20 protein-coding genes are annotated in these 22,742 nt (G+C 42.6%); 16 read left to right on the forward strand and 4 right to left on the reverse strand.

Annotated elements, in window-relative coordinates; genetic code table 11:
- Window positions 1–14: 14 nt before the first annotated feature.
- Window positions 15–572 (reverse strand): TetR/AcrR family transcriptional regulator, encoded by a 558-nt coding sequence (locus BW961_RS17950; RefSeq protein ID WP_068579870.1) that lies wholly within the window; start codon window positions 570–572, stop codon window positions 15–17.
- Between the two features lie 133 nt (window positions 573–705).
- Window positions 706–1,455, reverse strand: coding sequence for a C40 family peptidase (locus tag BW961_RS17955; RefSeq protein WP_068579871.1), 750 nt, complete (start codon window positions 1,453–1,455; stop codon window positions 706–708).
- Window positions 1,456–1,738: 283 nt separating this feature from the next.
- On the opposite strand from BW961_RS17955, the gene BW961_RS17960 reads away from it, so the two are divergent.
- The 3 genes from BW961_RS17960 (at window position 1,739) to BW961_RS17970 (ending at window position 7,453) form a co-directional block, all read left to right on the forward strand.
- A complete protein-coding gene (locus tag BW961_RS17960) occupies window positions 1,739–4,525 on the forward strand; it encodes a glycoside hydrolase family 3 C-terminal domain-containing protein (RefSeq protein ID WP_068579872.1) in 2,787 nt (928 codons plus the stop codon).
- Window positions 4,526–4,816: 291 nt separating this feature from the next.
- Entirely contained in the window at window positions 4,817–5,464 is a 648-nt protein-coding gene (locus tag BW961_RS17965; RefSeq protein ID WP_068579873.1) for a hypothetical protein, read from the forward strand.
- Window positions 5,465–5,647: 183 nt separating this feature from the next.
- Window positions 5,648–7,453: a glycoside hydrolase family 3 protein gene (locus tag BW961_RS17970; RefSeq protein WP_068579874.1), complete on the forward strand. Its 1,806-nt coding sequence runs from the start codon at window positions 5,648–5,650 to the stop codon at window positions 7,451–7,453.
- 76 nt (window positions 7,454–7,529) lie between these two features.
- On the opposite strand, the gene BW961_RS17975 is transcribed toward BW961_RS17970, so the two are convergent.
- A complete protein-coding gene (locus BW961_RS17975; protein ID WP_068579879.1) occupies window positions 7,530–8,183 on the reverse strand; it encodes a TetR/AcrR family transcriptional regulator in 654 nt (217 codons plus the stop codon).
- A gap of 240 nt (window positions 8,184–8,423) precedes the next feature.
- Between BW961_RS17975 and BW961_RS17980 the strand changes: the two genes are divergently transcribed.
- The 9 genes from BW961_RS17980 to BW961_RS18020 all read left to right on the forward strand — a co-directional run bounded on the left by BW961_RS17980 (window position 8,424) and on the right by BW961_RS18020 (window position 17,309).
- Entirely contained in the window at window positions 8,424–9,209 is a 786-nt protein-coding gene (locus BW961_RS17980) for an SDR family NAD(P)-dependent oxidoreductase (RefSeq protein WP_068579881.1), read from the forward strand.
- Between the two features lie 292 nt (window positions 9,210–9,501).
- Window positions 9,502–10,371 (forward strand): AraC family transcriptional regulator, encoded by an 870-nt coding sequence (locus BW961_RS17985; protein WP_082867301.1) that lies wholly within the window; start codon window positions 9,502–9,504, stop codon window positions 10,369–10,371.
- Between the two features lie 137 nt (window positions 10,372–10,508).
- Window positions 10,509–11,387 carry a DUF6923 family protein gene (locus BW961_RS17990; RefSeq protein WP_068579883.1) on the forward strand — a complete coding sequence of 293 codons (879 nt, stop codon included), beginning with the start codon at window positions 10,509–10,511 and terminating at the stop codon, window positions 11,385–11,387.
- Window positions 11,388–11,420: 33 nt separating this feature from the next.
- Complete coding sequence (locus tag BW961_RS17995; RefSeq protein WP_068579885.1) at window positions 11,421–12,785, forward strand: ABC transporter substrate-binding protein; 1,365 nt, start codon at window positions 11,421–11,423, stop codon at window positions 12,783–12,785.
- Window positions 12,786–12,905: 120 nt separating this feature from the next.
- Window positions 12,906–13,796 carry a carbohydrate ABC transporter permease gene (locus BW961_RS18000; RefSeq protein ID WP_139331684.1) on the forward strand — a complete coding sequence of 297 codons (891 nt, stop codon included), beginning with the start codon at window positions 12,906–12,908 and terminating at the stop codon, window positions 13,794–13,796.
- A 10-nt stretch (window positions 13,797–13,806) separates the two neighbouring features.
- On the forward strand, window positions 13,807–14,712 hold the full coding sequence (locus BW961_RS18005) for a carbohydrate ABC transporter permease (RefSeq protein WP_082867302.1): 906 nt from the start codon (window positions 13,807–13,809) through the stop codon (window positions 14,710–14,712).
- A gap of 13 nt (window positions 14,713–14,725) precedes the next feature.
- On the forward strand, window positions 14,726–15,586 hold the full coding sequence (locus BW961_RS18010) for a metallophosphoesterase family protein (protein ID WP_068579887.1): 861 nt from the start codon (window positions 14,726–14,728) through the stop codon (window positions 15,584–15,586).
- The gene (locus tag BW961_RS18015; RefSeq protein WP_068579889.1) at window positions 15,583–16,785 is read left to right on the forward strand and encodes a Gfo/Idh/MocA family protein; all 1,203 of its coding nucleotides are present in this window, start codon (window positions 15,583–15,585) and stop codon (window positions 16,783–16,785) included. The genes BW961_RS18010 and BW961_RS18015 overlap by 4 nt, the downstream gene beginning before the upstream one ends.
- Window positions 16,786–16,787: 2 nt before the next feature.
- The gene (locus BW961_RS18020) at window positions 16,788–17,309 is read left to right on the forward strand and encodes a GNAT family N-acetyltransferase (protein ID WP_068579892.1); all 522 of its coding nucleotides are present in this window, start codon (window positions 16,788–16,790) and stop codon (window positions 17,307–17,309) included.
- Window positions 17,310–17,453: 144 nt separating this feature from the next.
- Here BW961_RS18020 and BW961_RS18025 read toward each other — a convergent pair whose 3' ends face one another.
- Window positions 17,454–18,809: an MFS transporter gene (locus tag BW961_RS18025; RefSeq protein ID WP_326110830.1), complete on the reverse strand. Its 1,356-nt coding sequence runs from the start codon at window positions 18,807–18,809 to the stop codon at window positions 17,454–17,456.
- Window positions 18,810–18,971: 162 nt separating this feature from the next.
- Here BW961_RS18025 and BW961_RS18030 point away from each other — a divergent pair, with 162 nt between their 5' ends.
- The 4 genes from BW961_RS18030 to BW961_RS18045 all read left to right on the forward strand — a co-directional run bounded on the left by BW961_RS18030 (window position 18,972) and on the right by BW961_RS18045 (window position 22,741).
- A complete protein-coding gene (locus tag BW961_RS18030) occupies window positions 18,972–19,634 on the forward strand; it encodes a helix-turn-helix transcriptional regulator (protein ID WP_068579894.1) in 663 nt (220 codons plus the stop codon).
- 254 nt (window positions 19,635–19,888) lie between these two features.
- Entirely contained in the window at window positions 19,889–20,572 is a 684-nt protein-coding gene (locus tag BW961_RS18035) for a response regulator transcription factor (protein WP_068579896.1), read from the forward strand.
- Window positions 20,569–21,828 carry a HAMP domain-containing sensor histidine kinase gene (locus BW961_RS18040; protein ID WP_068579898.1) on the forward strand — a complete coding sequence of 420 codons (1,260 nt, stop codon included), beginning with the start codon at window positions 20,569–20,571 and terminating at the stop codon, window positions 21,826–21,828. The genes BW961_RS18035 and BW961_RS18040 overlap by 4 nt, the downstream gene beginning before the upstream one ends.
- A gap of 151 nt (window positions 21,829–21,979) precedes the next feature.
- Window positions 21,980–22,741 carry an ABC transporter ATP-binding protein gene (locus tag BW961_RS18045; protein ID WP_068579900.1) on the forward strand — a complete coding sequence of 254 codons (762 nt, stop codon included), beginning with the start codon at window positions 21,980–21,982 and terminating at the stop codon, window positions 22,739–22,741.
- Window position 22,742 lies beyond the last annotated feature (1 nt).

Below are 22,742 nucleotides of genomic sequence, written 5' to 3' on the forward strand. Positions count from 1 at the left end.
GTAGCTTCTTATTATCAGCTCATCGCATATTTATTGATTACTTTTTCCATATCGCCTTCAATTAGGACGCTCAATCGTTCAATAATAAACTCTGGATCCTCACTCATGTCGTTTCGGATCCACTCCAGCATAATACCGATAAACGCATAGGTGTAAAAATTCGCGATAAAATTCTTATCTTCCTTCCGTACCTGCATATCTGCGCTGACCTCTTCGATGACGGCCATCAGCAGCTCAAATACCGCTTGGTGGAGAAACAGGTCCAAGTGTTCTCGCCCCATCGACCGATATGTGCTCATGCAGAATTTCTTGTTATCTAGTACATAATGAAATATCTTCAGAAATCCCTGTTGCCACGTGTCATATGTACGATAATTAGAGATACTATCCAGTGCTTCCCTCGTATAGATCCAATCTAATAGATCATATATATCTTGAAAATGATAATAAAACGTCTGTCGATTCACTCCACAGTCAGCAACAAGATCTTTAACTGTAATTTTATCTAGCGATAATTTTCCCATCATTACTTTAAGAGATGCGGCCAAAGCCTTTTTAGTTATCACGGACATATCGCACAGCTCCTTTCAAGCTATAGAGAGTTATAATATTCGATAGTATAAACTCTCGTTTATTATAACTTTGCCGTGCCAAGCGGTACAAGGAGCTTATAATGTCCGTTAAGAGACAAACACTGGTTAACAGTTAATCTAGAATATTTCCTCCCAAGACGAAGCGGTTATTTAACTGCCTCCACGTCAATTCGCCAATATGAACCCCGCCGCTGTTTTTAGAAGGAGAATGAATGATCTTTCCATTCCCCATATAAATAGCTACATGGGTAATTATCTTTTCGGAAGGTTTTAAATTTGCATAGTCAGATGCGTTGTCTCCTCTATAGCTAGAAAAGAATAACAAATCACCACGCTTTGCTTCTTTCAATGAAGTATAGTGCTTTTTGGAAAAGGCTTGTACATATGCAGCTTGACCCCTCGAATCCCATGGTAAGTACATGTCCAATGAAGTCATGAATACCCACTGTATATAATCGGAACAGTCGAACGTTGATGGCTCCGTTCGATCAGAACCATATAAATATGGGGTTCCTATAAAAGATTCAGCGGTCGTTATCACCTTCTCCACATAATTCTTAGGACTCGGTTTAGTGGAAGGGTTAGGGTGTTGTTCGATGAGTGGGAGTCCATTTGGATCTAGTAACACCTTTTTACTCGGATCAGCAGTTAAATTCCGTATGTGGTGAGAATTAGGTAGTTGTTTAACACCTAAATCTCCGAAGTACAAATCGGGATCATTGGTTTGTTCTTCTGTAACTATATTTGTCTTGTGGTCATTTACGGAACGTGGGCTTATTTCATTGTTTGACGAGCATGCAGAGAGCAGAATAATACTACAGCTTAATCCCAATGTGAGCACCTGAACCCTTAGTTTTCTCACTAAATCACATACCTCTCTAGGTAATATGATTTTAGAATGTCTATAATTGTCTTTTTTGATTCAAATAGGGAGGGAAAAAGTGTACATTCGTACCTTTCGATTACGATTTGTACACTCATAATGGATGTAATATTTAAAAGCCTTAACGTCCTTCAATATAATTTGTTACTATGGTAATAAGTAGATGTCTCACACGTATTAAGAGGCAATCATTGAAGACTATTGAAGTCAGACACCTACTACCTATTTATACGTTTGAAAATGACAACCAGGAGGGAATAAATTGAACACACAGAAACAAGGAGTTCCGTTAGAAGGTTTTGCTGAATTTAGTAGAAAAGTAGCAGCAGAGGGTGCTGTACTGTTAAGAAATGAAGGACAGACTCTTCCCATTCAACAAAAAGAAAGCGTTTCAGTATTCGGCAGAACGCAAGTGAATTACTATCGTAGTGGAACTGGTTCAGGGGGGAGTGTCCATGTTTCCCATACAACCAATCTGCTCGACGGTCTTCGGAGCAAGAAGGATATTACCATTAACGAAGAATTAGCAGCGGTATATGAACAGTGGATTGAGCAAAATCCATTTAATAATGGTGGAGGCGGCTGGGCAGCTGAACCGTGGCACCAGAAAGAAATGGATTTAACGGATGAACTAGTATCAGAAGCAAGAAATAAATCTGATAAGGCAATTGTTGTTATTGGACGTACAGCAGGAGAAGATCAGGATAATGCTAATGAGGCGGGAAGCTACCAATTAACAGCAGAAGAAGTAGAAATGCTGAAGAAAGTGACTACCTATTTCGAGAAAACCGTTGTTGTACTGAATGTATCAAATATTATCGATATGAGTTGGATGAACGATGAAAGTTATGTACATCCGATTGCAAGTGTTATTTACAGTTGGCATGGTGGCATGGAAGGTGGTAATGCGATTGCCGATGTGTTGGTCGGAGAAGTGACACCTAGCGGTAAATTAACGGATACCATTGCTTATTCAATTGAGGATTATCCATCCACTCAGAATTACGGCAATGAATTTAAAAATGTCTACCAAGAAGATATTTATTTAGGTTATCGTTTTTTCGAAACGTTTCGACCAGGAAAAGTTCAGTTCGAATTCGGGTATGGATTATCTTATACACAGTTCGAAATCATGTCAGAAGAAGCTACACTGACCACCAAAGATGGTGAAGAATACGTTGAAATCGTTATAGCCGTAACCAATATCGGAACGACCTATGCAGGAAAAGAGGTCGTGCAGGTTTATTACGAAGCACCGCAAGGCAAGCTTGGGCAACCAGCTAAAGTGCTAGCTGCATTCGTGAAGAGCAAGGAACTTCAAGCGGGTGAATCGCAACATCTCACCGTAAGTTTCCCTGTTCATTCGATGGCTTCCTATGATGATGCGGGTGTGACAGGGCATCCTTCCGCTTATGTACTGGAAGAAGGGACATATCGCCTTTATGTCGGAACTAGCGTTAGACATGTGGAGGAAATCGGCATTCAGGGTCAGAACGGTTACGTTGTTGAGACTCTTCAAGTCGTAGAACAATTACAAGAAGCAATGGCGCCAACGGAAGACTTTACGAGAATGAAGCCCGGCGCCCGCAATGAAGATGGTTCGTATGAACTGATCTTCGCAGAAGTACCGAAGCGTAAAGTTTCAATGGCAGAACGAATTGAACACAATCTGCCGCAGATCCTGGAGCAAACCGGCAATCTGGGTTACAAGCTAAGAGACGTACATGAAGGAAAAGTCAGCATGGAAGCCTTTATTGCCCAACTTAACGATCAGGATCTAGCTGTGATCGTAAGAGGAGAAGGCATGAGTAGTCCATTGGTTACACCGGGTACGGCTTCTGCTTTCGGTGGAGTAAGTGACAGCTTGTTAGACTACGGTATTCCAGTTGCATGTACGGCAGATGGCCCATCAGGGATTCGGATGGACAGCGGGCAACAAGCAACGCAGGTTGCTATCGGAACGTTGCTTGCGGCTACTTGGAATACGGAACTGGTCGAAGAACTTTATGTCATGGAAGGTCGCGAATTATTAAGCTACAACATTGATGCGTTACTTGGTCCTGGTCTGAATATTCGACGCAGCCCGCTTAACGGACGTAACTTTGAATATTTCTCAGAAGATCCGCTGATCTCTGGGGTATTCGCTGCAGCATGCACGCGCGGGATTATGAAAGGTGGCTCCAATGCCACGTTGAAGCATTTCGCATGCAACAACCAAGAGAAACATCGCAGTAAAGTCGATGCCATCGTGTCTGAGCGCGCGCTACGGGAAATTTATCTGAAAGGTTTCGAAATCGCAGTGAAGCAGGGCGGAGCGAATTCGATTATGACCTCCTACAATCCGATTAATGGACACTGGGCAGCGTCCAATTATGACATGAACACCACAATTCTTCGTGGGGAGTGGGGATTTAAGGGCATCGTGATGACGGACTGGTGGGCAATTATGAATGACGTAGTTGAAGGCGGCACAGCAGATCGTAAATTTATGAACTGGATGGTTCGTGCGCAGAACGATCTCTACATGGTGGTCATGAACTACGGGGCGGAAGTTAATGCGTATGACGACAATACTATAGAATCCTTGGACAATGGGACTCTGACTCGTGGCGAACTTCAGCGTAGCGCCATCAATATTTGCCAGTTCATTATGCAAGCACCAGTATTCTCTAGAAAACAGGTGATTGAAGAAGTGGTCGATACATTCACAGCCAATCCGGCTCTTTCACCGGAACAAGCGCAATTATTATCTGACAATGCACAGGTGAAACCTGCCACAGTTGGATCGACTGTTGTGAAAGTAGACGCGGCCGGCGAGTATCGGATTATTGTGCACATCATGTCTCCGGAATCGGAACTTGCACAAAGTGCTTGCAATGTCATGTTGAACGAACAGCCGGTGACGACGATCCAAACGAATGGTACAGACGGCAGATGGATTAGACAGAAACTTGTTAAAGTTCAATTGGAAGCAGGCCTTTATGAGATGAAGTTAGATTTCGTCAAACCAGGATTGCAGATCGATTGGATTGAATTTAACCGAATTTAACCACAACCCAAATGTGAAGTGGTTCCATAAAGTGAAATAGGTTATTGTGTTAGGCATGAGTTCGGTATTGTACCGGACTCATGCCTTTTGGTTGTGCAATAATTCGCGGAGGTGTTAATCACCGCGCTCAATACAGGTAAGGGACATGAGTAAATAAAGAGGGAACTAGTAAAATATCCAGAATATGTAATACAAAACTGCAATGGCGGCACGACATCATTATTTTGTGACATAAGGTGATAATCACTTTCGTAAGATTCCAAGAAAGTAGTATAGAGGGGAGATAACCTTATGAATATAGATCCTAATTTTTCGAAATTCGATAGTGAGACTAGTGAAGAAAAAGAAGCAGCATATTTGAATTTTATGAAATCTCAGCGAATTCGAGATAAGTTCTATTATTTCTTGAGACCGGTATTAAAAGTAATGTTATTGCTGTTATGTATTGCGTCACTATTTGGCATTGTAATAGCGATATCGGGAATTCCCAGCACAATAGATAAAGAGTATGCTGCTGTCCAATTTCGAATGAATGATGACACTTATGTAGAAAATATCACTATTTCTGTTAAAGGAAAATTATATACAAGATTTTTTTCGGATCCTAAGTTTAAGGGTTCAATCATGATTGATAATTTTGAATACACAAAGACAAATGAAGTAATTGATATAACTTTTTACAAATCTATGCTTAAGGGTGGGGGAATGTTACATTACACTCCTATTGATAATGGAACAGTTAATATTGAAGCATTAGGTGTGATTTGGATGTCTGATCATTTTGATAAACTAACGATTTGGGTTTTTGAACCCCTTGATGGTGATAGAAAATCAACTACGGATCTTATTATTTCTGCACCTGCCAATTCACGAAAGGAAGCCATACAAATTGTTGAACAATTGAGCCATTATACTGAACAATATAAGGAAGGAGATTGAGCATACATCCTTTTACAGATATCTAAATGTATAATAAATCATTAATTTGTGATATTGTTTTCAATAATTTTGACGGGTTACACTAACCCAAAGATGTTAATTGAAATCATTTTTAACTTGATTAATGGAGAAATTTCAATTCGAATTCATTCGGCTTATAGAATTGAGAAGAGGGGTGTAACAATGAAAAAGAAACTTGTTATTGTAATCGCATCTATATTAGTAATCGCAACAGCTACTACATACGCAATAAATCGGATGAATGTTGTAGGAAAAAGTAACAGCAAACCTGAACCTATACCCAGTGCATCCATTACTGAGATTCTAGAGAATGAAATGTCCAATGAGGATAAGGCTAAAGAACTTGTAGCTCAAATGAATGACAAAGAAAAGATAGGTCAACTGGTGATGTATACACCTACAGATCAAGCAGATTCGTTATCAAGGAAGATGATCAAGGAATATTATGTGGGCAGTGCGCTCTTGAACAGACGAATGGATACTGCTGCTGAGAATGCTAGGCTTAATAATGAACTACAACAATTGGCGTCAGCATCTAGATTAGGTATCCCTATATTTATCTCTGGTGATCTGGAATATGGTGCTGCACAGAGAGTTCCAGGAGAAGCAACAATCTTACCAAGACAGATGGCCATTGGGGCTACACAAAACATCGAGTATGCGCAACAAGCAGCACGGTTGACGGCTATTGAAGCCAAAGCGATGGGTTACCAGTGGAGCTTCTCCCCTGTGGTGGATGTGAACTCTAATCTTCAGAATCCAGTCATTGGTGTTCGATCTTTTGGTGAGAATACGAAGTTAGTTAGCGATATGGCTGTAGCAGAAGTGAAGGGTTATCAAAGCGAAGGAATCATCTCTAGCGCCAAGCATTTCCCAGGGCATGGAGATACAGGATTCGATACGCATTCGGCATTATCCAAAGTATCGTATAGCGAAGAGGTATTGCGGAGCGTGCATCTCCCTCCATTTCAGGCGGTGATCGATCAAGGTATTGAATCTATCATGACATCACATATCATAATTGATGCAATTGATCCTGAATTGCCTGCAACACTTTCGAAAAAAGTTCTCACAGGACTATTGAGAGAGGATATGGGGTTTAAAGGGATCATAGTCACCGATGCGATGGTCATGCAAGCGATATCCAACAATTGGGGAGCGGGTGAAGCGGCAGTGATGGCGGTGAATGCTGGAGCGGACATCGTCATGGCCAATGGTTCCGAGTCCGACCAATATGATACGTTAGATACCCTTTATGAAGCATTGCAGACGGGTAAGTTAGAGCGTAGTCGAATCGATGAATCAGTGGAACGGATTTTAACTTATAAATTGAAGCTGAACATGTTTGATCACCGATTCGTAGACATTGATCATGCCACGCAAGTCGTGGGGAGCAAAGAACATTGGGAACAATCGGAGCAAATTGCATTGGATTCCATAACACTAGTGAAGAATGACAACATTCTACCTTTTGATCCTGCAGTAAATACAACAACCCTTGTCGTCAGTATGGCTTATGCGGATGGGATTGCGGAGGCGGTAAGGAAAGTAAGTAAAGGAGAAGTCATTTCCTTTCAAGCCGCTGAAGCCCAAGGCGAACCATTGGATGCTAACAAATCGGCGATAGAACAGGCTGTTGAACAGGCTTCGAAAGCAGATCGAATTATTGTATTTACGAAGTCAGATCAGGCCATACCCCAAGGGCAAATTGACATGGTGAACGGATTAATTGCAACTGGGAAGCCTATGGTTGCTGTCTCTCTCGGTAGCCCTGACGACCTTTTAGGATACCCTGACGTTAAGGCTTATATCTCAACTTATGCATTGGATAATTGGTACTGGATAACACCGATCCCAGTATCATGGGAAGCAGCTGTCAAGGTCATATTTGGTTCTAAGCCTAAGGGGAAACTACCAGTAACCATAAATGCGAATTATCCAATAAACTTTGGTTTGAGCTATCCTTAGAGTGCGAACTTAAATGATATAAATAAGCCGCCATCAATGGAACATTCCAAGATAGCGGCTTATATTTTTTACTGATTTAGTTATCACTTCGAAAGAATGTGTGAATTAAATTCGTTACAGATTTATCATACAACAATTTAGCTGTTGCCTCATGCTGAATGTGTCCTCCTAAATGCAGGTGGATTGTACCGTGTAGCGTTGCCCAGATAAGGTTAACAACAAGGAGGGGGTCCTTCTCTGAAATAAATCCTTGCTCAATCGCTTGTGTAATAATAGTGATTATTTGTTGTAAAGCAGTATTGATAGCCAGTAAAGTTTCCTCTTCTGGTTTGAATTCACTAAAGGCTCCACCAAACATCACCATATAGTAACTGGTATAATTTCGTGAGAAATCCCAATAAGCTTGTCCAAGATCGCGAAGATATAGTGTAGGATCTGCCTGTTCTGGAACTGCTTGAAAGGCAGTAGATAACAATTTACATCCTTCTAGGAAAAGTCGTTTAGCCAAACCTTCCTTACTCCCAAACAAGTTATAAATAATTTTTGTTGGACATTCCATCTTTTCAGCGACCCTACGAATGGTTACGGCTTCAGGACCGTGTTCCTGCATAATCGATGCGGCAGCTTCTATAATATTAAGTTTCAACATTTCGGCATGCTGAAGTTTTACATTTGGATAGGTTGTAACTTTACGACCATTTATGGAAGGCACTTCGGACGAATTATGCATATAATTTCACACCCTTAGAACATTAGTTTTCTACAATTATCCCTGTACTCTAAAGATTATTTTACTGTTTTGAATTGTAAATTGCGAATATAAATACGATCACACATGGTATGAAGTAATGAACCAAAGACCTTGTTGCTCTATCAAGCTCTCCGTTTGACATTATAACCCTATTTATATACAATGATTCATAATGAAACACTGTTTCTAAATCGTATTAATTTAGGGGGAAATGATAGGATGATAGTGATACAAAACAAATGGACGTTGATTACAGGTGCTTCATCGGGCATTGGCGAATCGTTTGCGCATGAATTGGCAGCAAAAGGAAGACATTTGATTCTAGTCGCTCGCTCGGAAGCCAAACTGAATGCTTTAGCAGAGAGACTACATAAAGAACACGGTATTCAAACGGAAGTGATTGTTTCAGACTTATCTCAAGAAGGATCCCCAATCAGGGTCTATCAAGAATGTGAGGAACGTGGTCTGAGTGTTGATTTTCTAATTAATAATGCAGGATTCGCTACTTATGGACGATTTGAACAACTATCTGGCCCAAGGGAGCATGAAGAAGTGATGCTTAATGTATTGGCGGTTGTAGATCTTACCCATTTATTTTTACCAGAAATGTTGAAAAGGAAAAGCGGAGTGATCATTAACGTAGCTTCAACAGCAGGATTTCAACCTCTTCCTAATATGGCCGTATATGGTGCTACTAAAGCCTTCGTGTTATCATTTACACAGGCACTATGGGAGGAAAATCGAAAACGTGGAGTACAATTTCTTGCGTTATGCCCTGGGTCAACGGAAACAGAATTTTTCAATGTTGTGGGGGCAGATGAAGCATCTGTAGGGAAACGGGATACTCCAGAAAATGTGGTTCATGTTGCTCTTCGCTCACTTCAAGCTAAAAAGGTATTTGTCATCCCAGGGTTTAAGAACTATATCTCTGCTCAAATGTCTCGCTTCATCACAAGAAAACAAATGCTTTATATTGTCGGACGAATGCTACGAACACGTCATTAATAAATCACAATGATTTGCAATCGTTTTAGACTATTCTATCTGTTTCATTCGACTCTTGACTCAACTGTTAGGTGAGTCATCGTTAATAATAGAGTTATCAATAAAGAAGGCATGTTGTGGTTATCACAGCATGCCTTCTTTATTGATAACTATTATTTATGCAGAGGGCAATGTAACGACAGGAACGGGAAATTCGCATGGTTCCCAGTAGGGAAATTAACATAGCCTTTACAGCTCATTGACGTGGGGCGCATACAAGACTGATATATTGGGGGTAACAAGGGGGATAGATATGAAAGAATTGGAACAATTTGAAGGATCACCTCCCGTGGCTAATGCGTTCCAACCTGTTGTTGCAAGCGATACATATGGTTGGGATAAGATTCAGGTTTCACAATGGTATAGCCCTCAACAAGCGTTCAGCCCTTCGTCGGAGTCTAAGTATTTGATAGGGATTCATTGCACAGCCTACTATGAAAATTATTATACGATTCACATTGCCCCATGTAATGAGAGTATTCTTTGCCCTTGGGGTAGAACCTCGCTCTATTTTCTCAAGATTGAAATTACGCCTTCGGTCATCGAAGAGATCGCTCGTGAATCCGGCTTTCTGACAGAAGGCCATATACAGTTAGACCGCAAATTTCATGTCAAAGATTCGAAGCTTCTACAACTAGGACTCTGGATGCTTGAAGAATTGCAGAATGGCGGAGCTAAAGGAAAAATATACAGCGATTCATTATCTAATATGTTGATCATTCATTTGTTACAACACTACTCCTCTGTGATCCCCCAACATTCAAATAGCAAAACACCAGCCAATCAAGAAATTTTTCAGGTGATTCAATTTATGCGAGAAAGCTTAGAAGAAGAGATTCAACTGACGGAGCTAGCCTCGATGGCCAATATGAGCCAGTCCCATTTCATCCGTATCTTTAAACAACAAACCGGGTTTACACCACATCATTATTTAATTCGTTTAAGAATCGAACGTTCTAAATTTCTTATTCGTTCAGGGAAAGTGAGTCTAAAGGAAATAGCCGCTCAGGTTGGGTTTGCCGATCAAGGGCATTTCACCCGATTATTTAAGCGTGAGACAGGCCTTACCCCGAAACTGTATGCTAATCAAATCTCATCGAAACCTCATCAAGCGAGTGTTTGATTAAATTTATGCAAATGAGAGTTTTGTTCAAGGAAAGACGTGTTTTGTTCAATTGGTGAGGTAGAGGCTAGCCCTATAATGAGGTTGAAGCAAGGCGCGAAGGTGCCGAGCTACAACCTTATTAGGAGGAGAGAAACATGAAATTAACGAGATTATTCGGTCTGATGTGTGCGGGCGTTCTTGCGACTAGTGCTTTATCTATGGTAGCATCCGCTGCCGATGTCGGATTGGATAACCCGACAAGCACAACTGTGGTTATGGATGCAGAGGTAGCAGCGGCTAGTGGGTCTTGGCATGAGGTATCCAAGCAAACTTTCTGGTTGCTAGATGCTCTTGAACGAGGCCAAGGTGTGACGACGGATGGCAACTCATGGATCTTCAGTTCGCCTTATGGTCTCTTGCGCACTGCACTGGACGGCAAAACAGTGAAGGCACGAAATGAATTGGCTATTCCATCGGCAATTTCTGCCCAAGGTGGAGACCACATAGGTGATATCTCGTACTACAATGGAAAAATTTATGCTCCCATTGAAGATGGCGATCATTACGAGCATCCTTATATCGCCCTCTATGATGCAAATACCTTGCAATATACGGGCACATCATACGCCTTACCGCTGAATTTACATATTGGAGGCGTGCCTTGGGTTGCAGTAGATGCCGCTCGCGGACAGGTCTACACAGCTCAGTGGAGCAATGCCAGTGTATTGAATGTGTTTAGCCTTGATGATATGCATCTGATTAGAACAGTTCCTCTTACACAAAGTATCGATCGAATCCAAGGGGCTGAAATGTATAACGGTGTCTTATACGCATCGTCGGATAATGCAACCCAGACGGTCTATCAGATCGATACGGATACCGGCAGCGTATCCGTTGTCTTTGATCGTAATTTACCTAGCGGCACGGAAGCACAAGGAATTGCGGTTCTACCAACTGCCAATGGGGCACAACTTCATATTCTTGACGTAGGTTCGAATCGCATCAGTTTGAACTTTCGCCATTATGCATTTTAAATCCGAATCGAAGTGGAAAAGGGGATAGCAGAAATGTTAAAGCAATCCAAGTTAACGGCGTTGTTGCTGTTGGTTTCTATAATGACGATCACAGGTTGCGGCCAATCGAATAACTCATCAGAGGTAAAGAAGGAAGTTAATACCGCTCAACCTTCAACAACTGCAAGTACACCGGAAACCAAGGAGAGTAAGAAAGTTGAGATCACATTCTATTATCCAGTTAATGTTGGTGGTCCACTGACTAAAGTGATCGACGGGATGGCAAGCACATTCATGGAACAACATCCGGATATTAAAGTGAATCCTGTGTACACAGGTAATTATGGTGATAATACGGTGAAAATCCAAGCGGGTGTTCAGGCGAAACAACCGCCGGATGTGGCTGTCATGATGTCGACGGAATTGTACAGCATGCTGGATATGAAGGCGATCATTCCACTTGATGATTTTATCGCTCAAGATACGGATATTCAGATGTCGGATTTCTATCCTGCCTTTCTAGAAGATACGCAGACAGAAGATACAACTTACAGCATTCCGTTCCAACGGAGCACGATTGTTATGTACTACAACAAAGAAATGTTTAAAGCGGCAGGTTTAGATCCAGAGAAGCCACCTGTAACATGGGATGAACTTGTGACGTACGCCAAGAAATTAAACAGGGATGGTCATGCAGGTTTGGAAATCCCGGGTAATGATGATTCCTATTGGATGTTTCAAATGCTTGCAAGGCAAAACGCTACCGATCCCAAGCAAAACATAATGTCTTCCGATGGTAAAAAAGCGATGTTCAATTCACCGGAGAATGTTGAAGCATTGCAATTCTGGCTAGATTTGTCCCATAAACAGAAGGCCATGCCAGAAGGCGTGATTGATTGGGCTACGGTGCCAACCGACTTCATTCAAGGTAAAACAGCGATGATGATGCACACGAGCGGCAACTTAACGAACGTGAAGAATAACGCCAAATTCGAGTTCGGCGTGGCGTTTCCACCAGCGCAGAAGCAATTCGGATCGCCAACGGGCGGCGGGAACTTGTATATTTTCAAGGATACATCTCCTGAGAAACAAGCGGCGGCTTGGGAATTCGTTAAGTATATGACAGCGCCAGAACAAGCTGCATTATTCAGCAGTTCATCAGGTTATGTCGGTGTACGGAAATCTGCGTACGATACGGAAGCGATGAAGAAATACACGGCGGACTTCCCGCAAGCACTTGTTGCGCGGAATCAACTGGAATACGCGTTCAGAGAACTATCCACCCATAACCATGGGAAAGTGTCGACGGCGATCACCAATCAGATACAAGCTGCTTTGGCTGGAGAGATTGATGCAGCTGGTGCACTTAAGAAAGCGCAAGAAGAAGCGGATCAAGCGCTCGCTCCCTTCAATAAGTAATCATAAATGCAGGTTAAAGTCTAAATGTTCGAGTAATGTCAGGACAGCCGTGTTCGCTTGTCCTGACATATTTCGTTCATTCAATTATCGTGGAACCTTAATCAGGGAGGACTTGATGGTATGATGGCCGGATGGAGTGAGAAGCTTAGACGAAACGGATTCGGCTGGGGGCTTGTATTACCTTCGCTTCTGTTTCTATGCCTGTTTACTTATTACCCCATGCTGAAATCGTTGTGGCTTAGCATGTACGAGAAGAATCTAGCGACGCCTGAACCTATGTTCGTGGGATTTGGTAATTACGCGAATCTATTGAAAGACGAAGTCTTTATGAAAGTGTTCGGTAACAATATAGGGTTTGCGATAGGAACAGTACCGACCTCACTAGCGTTAGCGTTCTTGATGGCACTGTTTGCAGACAAGGCGATAAAAGGCCGTGGGCTTGCACGTCTTTCATTTTTCTATCCGAATATGATACCGATGATCGCCGTGGCGAACATTTGGTTGTTTCTGTATACACCGCATTTCGGGATTATGGCAAGACTTGCTTCATGGATTGCAGATCAACCGATTAATTTACTTGGATCACCGGATACGGTGATGGGGGCTTTAATTGTCATGATGGTATGGAAGGAAGCGGGTTACTTCATGATTTTTTATTTAGCGGGGATGCAACAGATTCCCAAGGATTTATATGAAGCAGCTGCGGTGAGTGGTGTCGGTGCGCTCACGTCCATACGGCGAATTACCATACCGCTCACGATGCCGACCACATTGTTCGTGGCTGTTGTAGCGATAACGAATTCTTTTAAGTTAGTCGACCATCTCTGGATTATGACAAAAGGCGGGCCGAACAACGCGAGTAACTTGCTACTGTACTATATCTACGATACGACCTTCAATTTCTACGATCAGGGTATGGCTGCGACGATGACCGTCGTGATGATTGCATTGCTACTCATCATTTCTTCCATACAGTTTTTTGGATGGGACCATAAAATCCATTATGAATAGGAGGGAGTTCATGGGTAATCCATTAAAGCTGCCACTGTTGTTGAATCGCAAATACCGTAAGCCATTGGTAGACAATCGCACGTTACGTTATGAAAGTACACGACGTCGAATCCTTCAGATATTATGGAATGGGATCGGCTTCGGCTTTGCTGTGGTATGGATGATACCCTTCATATGGGTCGTGAGAACGGCCTTTCTTCCAAAAGAATCCACCATTGGTACAGGGTGGTCATGGGGGTTGACGTTCGATAATCTTATTCATGTATGGCAGGCAGCGCCATTCGGACAATTCTTCATGAATACGTTGCTTGTGTGCAGTGGTGTTCTGGTTGTCCAACTTGTCACAATGACGATGGCTGCTTATGCGTTCGCGCGGGTCGAGTTCGCAGGGAAGGATTTCTTATTCATGTTATTCCTGGTGCAAATTATGGTGCCACCGGATGTTCTCATTTTTTCTAATTATCAAGTGTTGAACGAAATGGGATTGTTAGATACGAAGCTTGGGATTATGTTGCCTTACTTTGCATCCTCCTTTGGCGTCTTCCTGCTAAGGCAGTCTTTCAAGCAATTACCTAAGGAGCTGGATGAAGCCGCCCGCGTAGAAGGAGCCTCGCGTCTACATATTCTGTCGCGAATCTATGTTCCACTGTCTCGTCCAATTTACGTGTCATTTGCTATCGTGTCCGTCAGCTTTCATTGGAATGACTTCTTATGGCCGCTTATCGTAACAAATTCAGAGGATAACCGATTATTAACCGTAGGTTTGGCGATGTTCGCAAAGGCGACTGAGTCTGGTGCGCAATGGTCTGACGTATGTGCAGCGACGCTGATTGTTTCCGCACCTCTTATGATAGGTTTTTTATTGTTTCAGCGGCAGGTAATCGGAAGCTTTATGAATTCTGGCATTAAAGGATAGGGGGAAAGTTAATATGAAACTAGCGATTATTGGTGATTTACACTACCCGAGGGAACTGACAGACTGCAATCTAACCATGGAAGAAGCTCGCGATGCGTATTATGGGCACTTTATGGACAATTTCTTGTCCATGGATGCCGATTATCATATCTCCGTGGGGGATATGACACATGCGGGGGAATTAACCGAATTCAATGACATGATGAAGCGAATTGACAGCAGAAAGCTTCGCGGTCGTTTCCTTCATATTCTAGGAAATCATGATACGTACAACTACCCGAAACAAGATATTCTTTCAATCACTCGGCAACAGCGATACGGTGTCATCGAGGAACCGGATGCCATAATCCTATTGCTGGATACCGCGCGTGAGAACCGTGACGATTGGAGCGGAACGATCGATGAAGAACAGTTAGCTTGGCTTGAAGTACAAATGAGTAGACAGACGGATAAGCCACTATTCGTATTCGGTCATCACCCGTTATATGGGACGACGGCTAGATCAACCGAGCCCATGATGTCACTTGACCCGACCTTGGACATTTGGCCGATACTTGAACAGTGGCAGGGCATCGGATTTTATTTCAACGGTCATAATCACATTCATTCCATCGTCAGACAAGAGAATTGGCATTTCATTCAGACCGCAGCCGTGCCCGATGTTCCCGCTGTTCGAATCGTGACTGTCCTTGACCATGAAGTCAGGTTGGAAATGGTTAGCATGGCAAGTGATCGATTGACTGAGTGGGCTTCAGAATTTACTGGTAACATGATTGATTATGAGAAGTACCCGAACGCGGAAGGGGATGAGACAGCACAAGAGCTCATCGTAAGCCGCATTTATCCGGAAAGAAAGCGGGTGGAGCACAAATGATTCGTAAACCTGTTCGCTTAGCTATCGTAGGTGGAAATCGAGGAGCAAGTTTTATGAATGCCCTATACTCTCTTTCGGATCGGATTCAACTGAGTGCGACCTGTGATTTGAACGAGTGGGTGCTCAATCAATGGAAAGAGAAATTTCCTGAAATTCGAACGTACCGAGATTACCACGAAATGCTGAAGGATTCTTCCATTGACGCGGTATTTATATTAAGTCCGATGCATTTGCATGCAAGGCAGTCCATCGATGCGTTGAACGCGGGGAAACATGTCTTGAGTGAAGTCATTTCGATCCAAACGTTAGAGGAAGCCTGGGAACTTATCGAGACTGTAGAACGAACCGGACTGAAATATATGATGTCTGAGAATTATTGCTTCTCGCGTTCGAACCTGACGATTAAACATATGGCTGATCAAGGGATGTTCGGCGAAATTACTTATTTAGAAGGTGGATATATCCACGATTTGCGTCACTTGACCCATCATCCAGACGGGTCCCTTACGTGGCGAGGCCAATTGCATCAACAATATAATGGGATTAACTATCCGACCCATTCGATAGGTCCGCTTGCGCAATGGATCAATCTGAACAAGCCTAACGGAGATCGTCTGGTAAGCGTGTCCACCTTTGTTTCCAAATCAAGATCATTACAGCATTACTTTGGCGAACATTACGGTAAAGATCACCCGGCAGCACGGAAGGATTTCTGGAGACAGGGCGATAGTGCGGTAGCCGTCTTACAAACAGAGAAGGGTGTACTGATTGAACTACGTGTCGACTGGACTTCTGTAAGACCACATAATAAAACGCATTACTTACTGCAGGGAACCGAGGGTGCTTTTATTACAGGTCGTCATCAGCTGGAAGATGATTTGATATGGTTCAAAGATCGCTCACCTAACAATATAGAAGACGGGTCGGAAATGTGGGAACCTTTACGGAACTATCAGCCCCTACATGACCATCCGACATGGAAGGAATGGGGGAAATACGCTTCCGAAACGAAACATGGTGGTGGGGATTTTCTCGTGTTGGAGGAATTTATTTCAGCCATTCAGGAGGATCGAACACCCTCCGTGGACGTGTATGATGCAGTGACTTGGAGTTCTATATTTTCCTTGTCGATGGAATCGGTCGAAGCTGGTGGTAAAGTAATATCATTTCCTGATTTCAAAGCGAAAGAGAGGAAATGACGATGGGGCAGGTCCTTTCCAAACTCATTATGAAGAAAGAAATATTATCTGACTTACCTGAATTTCATTGTCCAATAGGGTACCGATTTCGTCATTTCCAGGTAGGAGATGAACGGAATTGGGAGGAGCTCATTCGTCACTCTTTCACAAGAGAAGTGAAATTTGTGGACAAAATCGGGGACCCTGTGCCGTGTTATTCCGATCGTGTTCTGTTTATCTGCCGAGGGGAACAACCTGTGGCGACAGCTACAGCATGGGAAACGAGTAGTGGCTCCAATAATGATTGGTATTTGCATATGGTAGGCGTGCTTCCAGAATACTCGGGTAAAGGTCTTGGGTTTGCAGCGACGCTTGCGGCTTTGCACAAGATAAGAGAAGCGGGTGGTGAAGCTGCATATTTGGAGACAGACGATTTCAGACTACCTGCGATCCGCATTTATTTGAAATTAGGATTCCAACCTGTGTACATAGATGATAGTCACCCTGGCAGATGGAAGCAGATTCTTCAACAGGACAGAATGTAATGGGAAAGTAGCCCTATACTGATGGGATTATAATAGAGGGATAAAAGCCGTTCCATGTTTGTAAAGAACAAGGAACGGCTTTTTATTGTGGAATTCTGGACCAACATGCTCATAAATTTATCTGACTATTGGTTTGTTAATTGTTTAGGTGGCCTGTTTAATTCGAGTACTTGCGAACAGACTCATGATGACTAACAAGAGATGGAATCCCATCGTTACAATCAATCCAGATTGCATCGACAAGCCTGCAACCTGACTAACCACAAGGATTGCACCGCCTATACCAATGACTACACCTGGTGTGAAAGAATCCGCGAATTGCAAATTTGCAGAAGTCTTACCAGCCCCATCTTCGCCACTTTGGGCAAAGGACACCGCGCCACTCGTGGGATGTGCTAATCCCATCCCGATGCCCGCTATAATCTGCCCAATAACAGCTACGGCAGTCGTTACGATTGGAATCCACAATACAACTACAATGCCAATTGTAAGCAGGAGCACACCGAGCATAATTCTTTTATTACGCCCAAGACCCTGATCAGCCGTATCCCATCGTCCTTGTAGATAAGCAAAGACACACCAACTTAGTGCAGCGCTGGCCACAATTAATCCAGCTTGATCCGGCGTCATCTTTTTCACATCGATTAATGCTAATACTAAGAAATTCTGTGTGCTGACATATGCAGCGAAGAATAACCCACGTGTTGCTAGAATAGCTGGCATACCTCTTCGAAGGGTAAGAGTACCCTTAGGTAGCAGCTTGCGTAGTGGGTATCCCATTAATGCTAAGCCGACAATACTTAAGATTATCCCCGTAATTGTTGGCAACATGCCCAGGCCAACTAAGAAAATCCCTGTACCTATCGTTAATAATATGGCCATCCATGTAGCGGTAGCGCCGTTTTCCGCTTGCACACCCTGTGCCCTTAGTTTCCTGAAGGCCGGTAAGCTAAGCAGTGCGGACAGAATCAAGATCGGTAATATTCCCCAGAATACAAATCGCCAAGACCACTGCTCTGCGATAATACCGGCCACGTATGGACCAAGCATGGACGGAAGAACATAGGCCGTACCGAAGGCTCCGAGTATCTTGGCCCGCAATTCATCAGGGTAACTCAATGATATTGCTGTGTACACGCAAGTCATCATTGCACCGGCACCAAGGCCTTGCATCGCTCGTGCTCCGATCATCATATACATGTCGCTTGCAGTCGCAGCAACAATTAGTCCTACGACAAATAACAGAAGTGCGAAGGTAAACGGTATAGCAGGTCCTTGTCTATCAATAATACGACCGACGACTAAGGTTCCGATAATCTGTGCAAGCAGATACGTACTGAATATCCAACCAAAGAGGTCAATACCGTTCAAGTCGGCAGCAATCGAAGGGGCGATCGTGGTTACTGCTAAACCTTCGAATCCAACCGCCATGACGGATAGAATGATGCCTATCGATAGTGCAAAATAACGTGGGCTGAAAATACTCTGATGTTTAGACAAAATGTAATACCTCCAAATTTTTTTATGTATACCATGGTGCTGGATACTTAGTAAACAATTTTCTTTACAAAGTAAACATACAACTTCATTTTGACTTTGTAAATATTTATATTTAAAATGTAGGGAGTGATGCACATCAGTTTGTACGGAGGAGGGTCCCTAATGAAGCGGAATGAAACAAATAAGGATTCTTCAACTCGAACCCGAAGAGGGATCATTGATATGCTAAAGCAGGAGGGTGGGATGGATGTTATGGCACTAGCCTCTGAATTTATGCTATCTGGGATGGCTATTCGTCAACATCTAAATGCCTTGAAAGAAGAAGGATTAGTTACTTATGAAGAAGAAGCCCGCCCCATGGGTCGGCCAGCCAAGTTATGGAGATTAACACCTGAAGCTAATCGGTTCTTTCCAAGCGGCTATTCTGAATTGTCAGTTAGTCTGATTCGTTCTATGAAAGAGGCTTTCGGGAACGAGGGGTTAGACAAGCTGCTGACTGTCAGGAATAAGAATATGCAAGATGAGTATCTTCAGTACCTTGGTGACGCATCGGGCGTAAGGGATAAGCTTTCGAAACTAGCCGATATTCGAACGAATGAAGGTTATATGGCGGAGGTTAAGGATCAAGATGACGGCAGTCTTTTGTTAATTGAGAAGCACTGTCCGATCTGTGATGTTGCTAATGCTTGTGCTGGATTATGTAAGAATGAGTTGCAGCTATTTCAGACCGTACTGGGAAATACCGTTCTTATCGAAAGGGTAGAGCATATGTTGGCAGGAGGAAGAAATTGTGTATATAGGGTTAAGGAAAGTGCCGAAGCGTAATAATCGCGAAATATAAAGCAATTGACTATCAAAGAGGCTATAACGATTCTGCTAAAATTGCGGGAACAACATAAACAGAATAAGTAGTACAATCAAGAAGGCATATTGCGGATATAGCGCATGCCTTTTTGCTATCCCGATCCACTCAAAGGTACTGTAGATGTTCAATTAAAGATATCGGAAGTTTCTTACTGCGTGGTATATTATGGGGGGTGCGAATCAGTTATTATTCTATCGTCTAATGGAGAGTATATATGAACTTTGATTGTTTAATTGTGGATGACGAGATTGTCCTTGCAGAGACGACGAGCGAGTATTTTAATATGTTCGAAGTCAAATCAGCGTATGTAACGAGTGCAGATGGTTGTGAACAGTTTTTGCGAGACAATGAAACATCACTGATCCTGCTGGACATCAACCTCGGGGATACATCTGGATTTGATCTATGCAAAAGGCTACGGCAAACGACGCAGATACCGATTCTGTTTATTAGTGCACGTTCTAGTGATGATGATATTCTCATTGCACTTAACATAGGCGGAGACGACTACATACAAAAACCTTATACGCTTAGTATATTGCTTGCCAAAGTAAAGGCGGTACTCAAAAGATATGGGAATAACAGTTCCACTGAAATGCTAGAGTTCGGTCAGGTCAAGATTGACTGTATGCTGTGCCGTGTCCGTGTGAACGGTGTAGATATCAAGCTTAAAGCGTTGGAATATAAACTGCTCTGTTATTTGGCGAAAAATAAAAACAGGGTAGTGACAAAAGAAGAGCTGTTCCAAAATGTGTGGGGTGATTCGTTTACGGGGGATGGAACGCTAAATGTACATATCCGTCATTTACGTGAAAAAATTGAGGTCAATCCCAACGAGCCACAATATATCACCACCGTATGGGGAACGGGATACGTTCTAGAGGATGGTAGGATATGAGAGCCAAATGGTTGTTCTTAATCATCATTGCGATGTTTATTGCTGGTATTGTCCTAGCTATGCTAGTGATCGAGACCAAGGTAGATAACCATGTGGATATTATCGCAGCGAATAAGATGTTAAAGACGATTGAAAGCCATTGGGGTCATATTGAACAGAGAGATTACAGTACCATAAATCAGCAATTTGCTGTTCTAGATAACAGTGGAATTGTACTCTACCAAACAGCTGAGGAACTCTCCACGACAATAAATGATGCCATCAGAAATAGAGATACGATCATTGACGTGATGCAAAAAGATAGCCTCGTAGGCAAGCTTATTATACATAATGATAATAAAGAAGTTGTGCAGCATATGAAGAGTCAGCTTCTAATCATCATAGTGCTGACATTTACGACGTTAATGGTGCTGTGCGTCCTCTACATTATATTTTTAAACCATACTGTTTTTACACCGTTCAAAAAGTTACAGAGCTTTGCTGTAAATGTGGCGAGAGGGAATTTAGATATTCCTTTAACAATGGACAAGGACAACCCGTTCGGTGCGTTTACCGAGAGCTTCGATATTATGCGTGAGGAATTAGCTACAGCCCGTCATAGTGAATATGTCGCTAATCGCAGCAAGAAGGAGCTTGTTGCTAGCCTAAGTCATGATATTAAGACACCAGTTGCCTCTATTAAAGCAGTGAGCGAATTGATGCTGATGCGGGCTACCGAAGATAAAGTGATCAAGCAGTTAAATACGATTTATATGAAAGCAGAGCAGATTAATCTATTGGTGACGGATATGTTTCATGCGACTTTAGAAGAACTACAAGAGTTAAAGGTAACGGTGATGGAGGAATTAAGCGAAGTACTAAATGGCATCATTGCGAATGTGAATTACGATGATCAGATTAGCTGGGATCCCATTCCGGAGTGTATTATTTTAACGGATGTAACACGTCTACAACAAGTTTTTGACAATATTCTGAGCAATTCCTATAAGTACGCAGGCACCGTGGTCACGATTACTTCGCTTGTTACGCATACACATTTAGAACTTCGCATTATGGATTATGGTAGTGGCATTAATGGGGATGAATTACCTCTAGTATTCAATAAATTTTATCGTGGGAATAACGCAGAGGGCAAAAGTGGATCAGGACTTGGTTTATTCATTTCTAAATATCTCATGCAGAACATGCAGAGCGATATTGAGTGTCATAACCGTGGGGATGGTCTTACTGTAACCCTGAGAATTAAGCTCGCCTAAATCGAATTAAGAAACAGTTAAGAACTGAACAAAGATTAAATAAGAATTGCTCTTGTATGATAGGACTGTAATCCAACTTACAGTCTTATTTGTCTAGGACAAGATCAGATAGAAACTACAATAAATATTTCTATATAGGGAGTGTTAATCCATGCAAGAGGGGCTATTAAGAACAGAAAAGTTATGTAAGACATTTTCCAGTGGTGGCGTTCAGCAGCATGTCCTGAAGAATCTGGATATCAGCTTAGTGAAGGGCGATTTTACGGTAATTATGGGTAGTTCAGGCTCAGGTAAATCGACGCTCCTCTATGCACTTAGTGGTATGGATAAACCGACATTAGGCGAGATTCATTTTGAAGAGAAGAATATCTCCAAGCTGAATAACGATCAACTTGCGATTTTTAGAAGAAATAATTGTGGGTTTGTGTTCCAACAGGTCTATTTACTAGACAATATGAGTGTTCTGGATAATGCGCTAGCGAGCGGATTGCTAGTAAGTAAGAATAAGCGGGCCATCGTTACAAAAGCGAAACAATTGCTTACCCAAGTTGGACTAAATGAAGCATCATGGGGTAAATTTCCCTCGCAGCTTTCTGGTGGAGAAGCGCAGCGGGCAGGTATCGTACGGGCATTAATCAACAGTCCAAAAATTGTTTTTGCAGATGAACCGACAGGTGCACTAAACTCTGCTGCAAGCGATAGCGTACTGGATGTTATGTCTGCGGTTAATCAGAATGGACAGAGCATTGTTATGGTCACGCATGATATCAAAACGGCTTTAAGAGGAAACAGAATACTGTATCTACGAGATGGTGTTATTTGTGGAGACCTAAAGCTGGATGCTTTCGATGTGGCGCACAATGCTGCAAGGCATGAGAAGTTAAAAGCCTTCCTCGCCGAAATGGGGTGGTAGG

Source organism: Paenibacillus macquariensis (genome assembly GCF_900156375.1).
Classification (GTDB): domain Bacteria; phylum Bacillota; class Bacilli; order Paenibacillales; family Paenibacillaceae; genus Paenibacillus_AQ; species Paenibacillus_AQ macquariensis.

What these genes read in the sequence shown, in the direction of transcription:
- BW961_RS17950 (WP_068579870.1), bottom strand. Translation starts at nt 572, where the DNA reads ATGTCCGTGATAACTAAAAAGGCTTTGGCCGCATCTCTTAAAGTAATG.
- BW961_RS17965 (WP_068579873.1), top strand. Translation starts at nt 4,817, where the DNA reads ATGAATATAGATCCTAATTTTTCGAAATTCGATAGTGAGACTAGTGAA.
- BW961_RS17970 (WP_068579874.1), top strand. Translation starts at nt 5,648, where the DNA reads ATGAAAAAGAAACTTGTTATTGTAATCGCATCTATATTAGTAATCGCA.
- BW961_RS17975 (WP_068579879.1), bottom strand. Translation starts at nt 8,183, where the DNA reads ATGCATAATTCGTCCGAAGTGCCTTCCATAAATGGTCGTAAAGTTACA.
- BW961_RS17980 (WP_068579881.1), top strand. Translation starts at nt 8,424, where the DNA reads ATGATAGTGATACAAAACAAATGGACGTTGATTACAGGTGCTTCATCG.
- BW961_RS17985 (WP_082867301.1), top strand. Translation starts at nt 9,502, where the DNA reads ATGAAAGAATTGGAACAATTTGAAGGATCACCTCCCGTGGCTAATGCG.
- BW961_RS17990 (WP_068579883.1), top strand. Translation starts at nt 10,509, where the DNA reads ATGAAATTAACGAGATTATTCGGTCTGATGTGTGCGGGCGTTCTTGCG.
- BW961_RS17995 (WP_068579885.1), top strand. Translation starts at nt 11,421, where the DNA reads ATGTTAAAGCAATCCAAGTTAACGGCGTTGTTGCTGTTGGTTTCTATA.
- BW961_RS18000 (WP_139331684.1), top strand. Translation starts at nt 12,906, where the DNA reads ATGATGGCCGGATGGAGTGAGAAGCTTAGACGAAACGGATTCGGCTGG.
- BW961_RS18005 (WP_082867302.1), top strand. Translation starts at nt 13,807, where the DNA reads ATGGGTAATCCATTAAAGCTGCCACTGTTGTTGAATCGCAAATACCGT.
- BW961_RS18010 (WP_068579887.1), top strand. Translation starts at nt 14,726, where the DNA reads ATGAAACTAGCGATTATTGGTGATTTACACTACCCGAGGGAACTGACA.
- BW961_RS18015 (WP_068579889.1), top strand. Translation starts at nt 15,583, where the DNA reads ATGATTCGTAAACCTGTTCGCTTAGCTATCGTAGGTGGAAATCGAGGA.
- BW961_RS18020 (WP_068579892.1), top strand. Translation starts at nt 16,788, where the DNA reads ATGGGGCAGGTCCTTTCCAAACTCATTATGAAGAAAGAAATATTATCT.
- BW961_RS18030 (WP_068579894.1), top strand. Translation starts at nt 18,972, where the DNA reads ATGAAGCGGAATGAAACAAATAAGGATTCTTCAACTCGAACCCGAAGA.
- BW961_RS18035 (WP_068579896.1), top strand. Translation starts at nt 19,889, where the DNA reads ATGAACTTTGATTGTTTAATTGTGGATGACGAGATTGTCCTTGCAGAG.
- BW961_RS18040 (WP_068579898.1), top strand. Translation starts at nt 20,569, where the DNA reads ATGAGAGCCAAATGGTTGTTCTTAATCATCATTGCGATGTTTATTGCT.
- BW961_RS18045 (WP_068579900.1), top strand. Translation starts at nt 21,980, where the DNA reads ATGCAAGAGGGGCTATTAAGAACAGAAAAGTTATGTAAGACATTTTCC.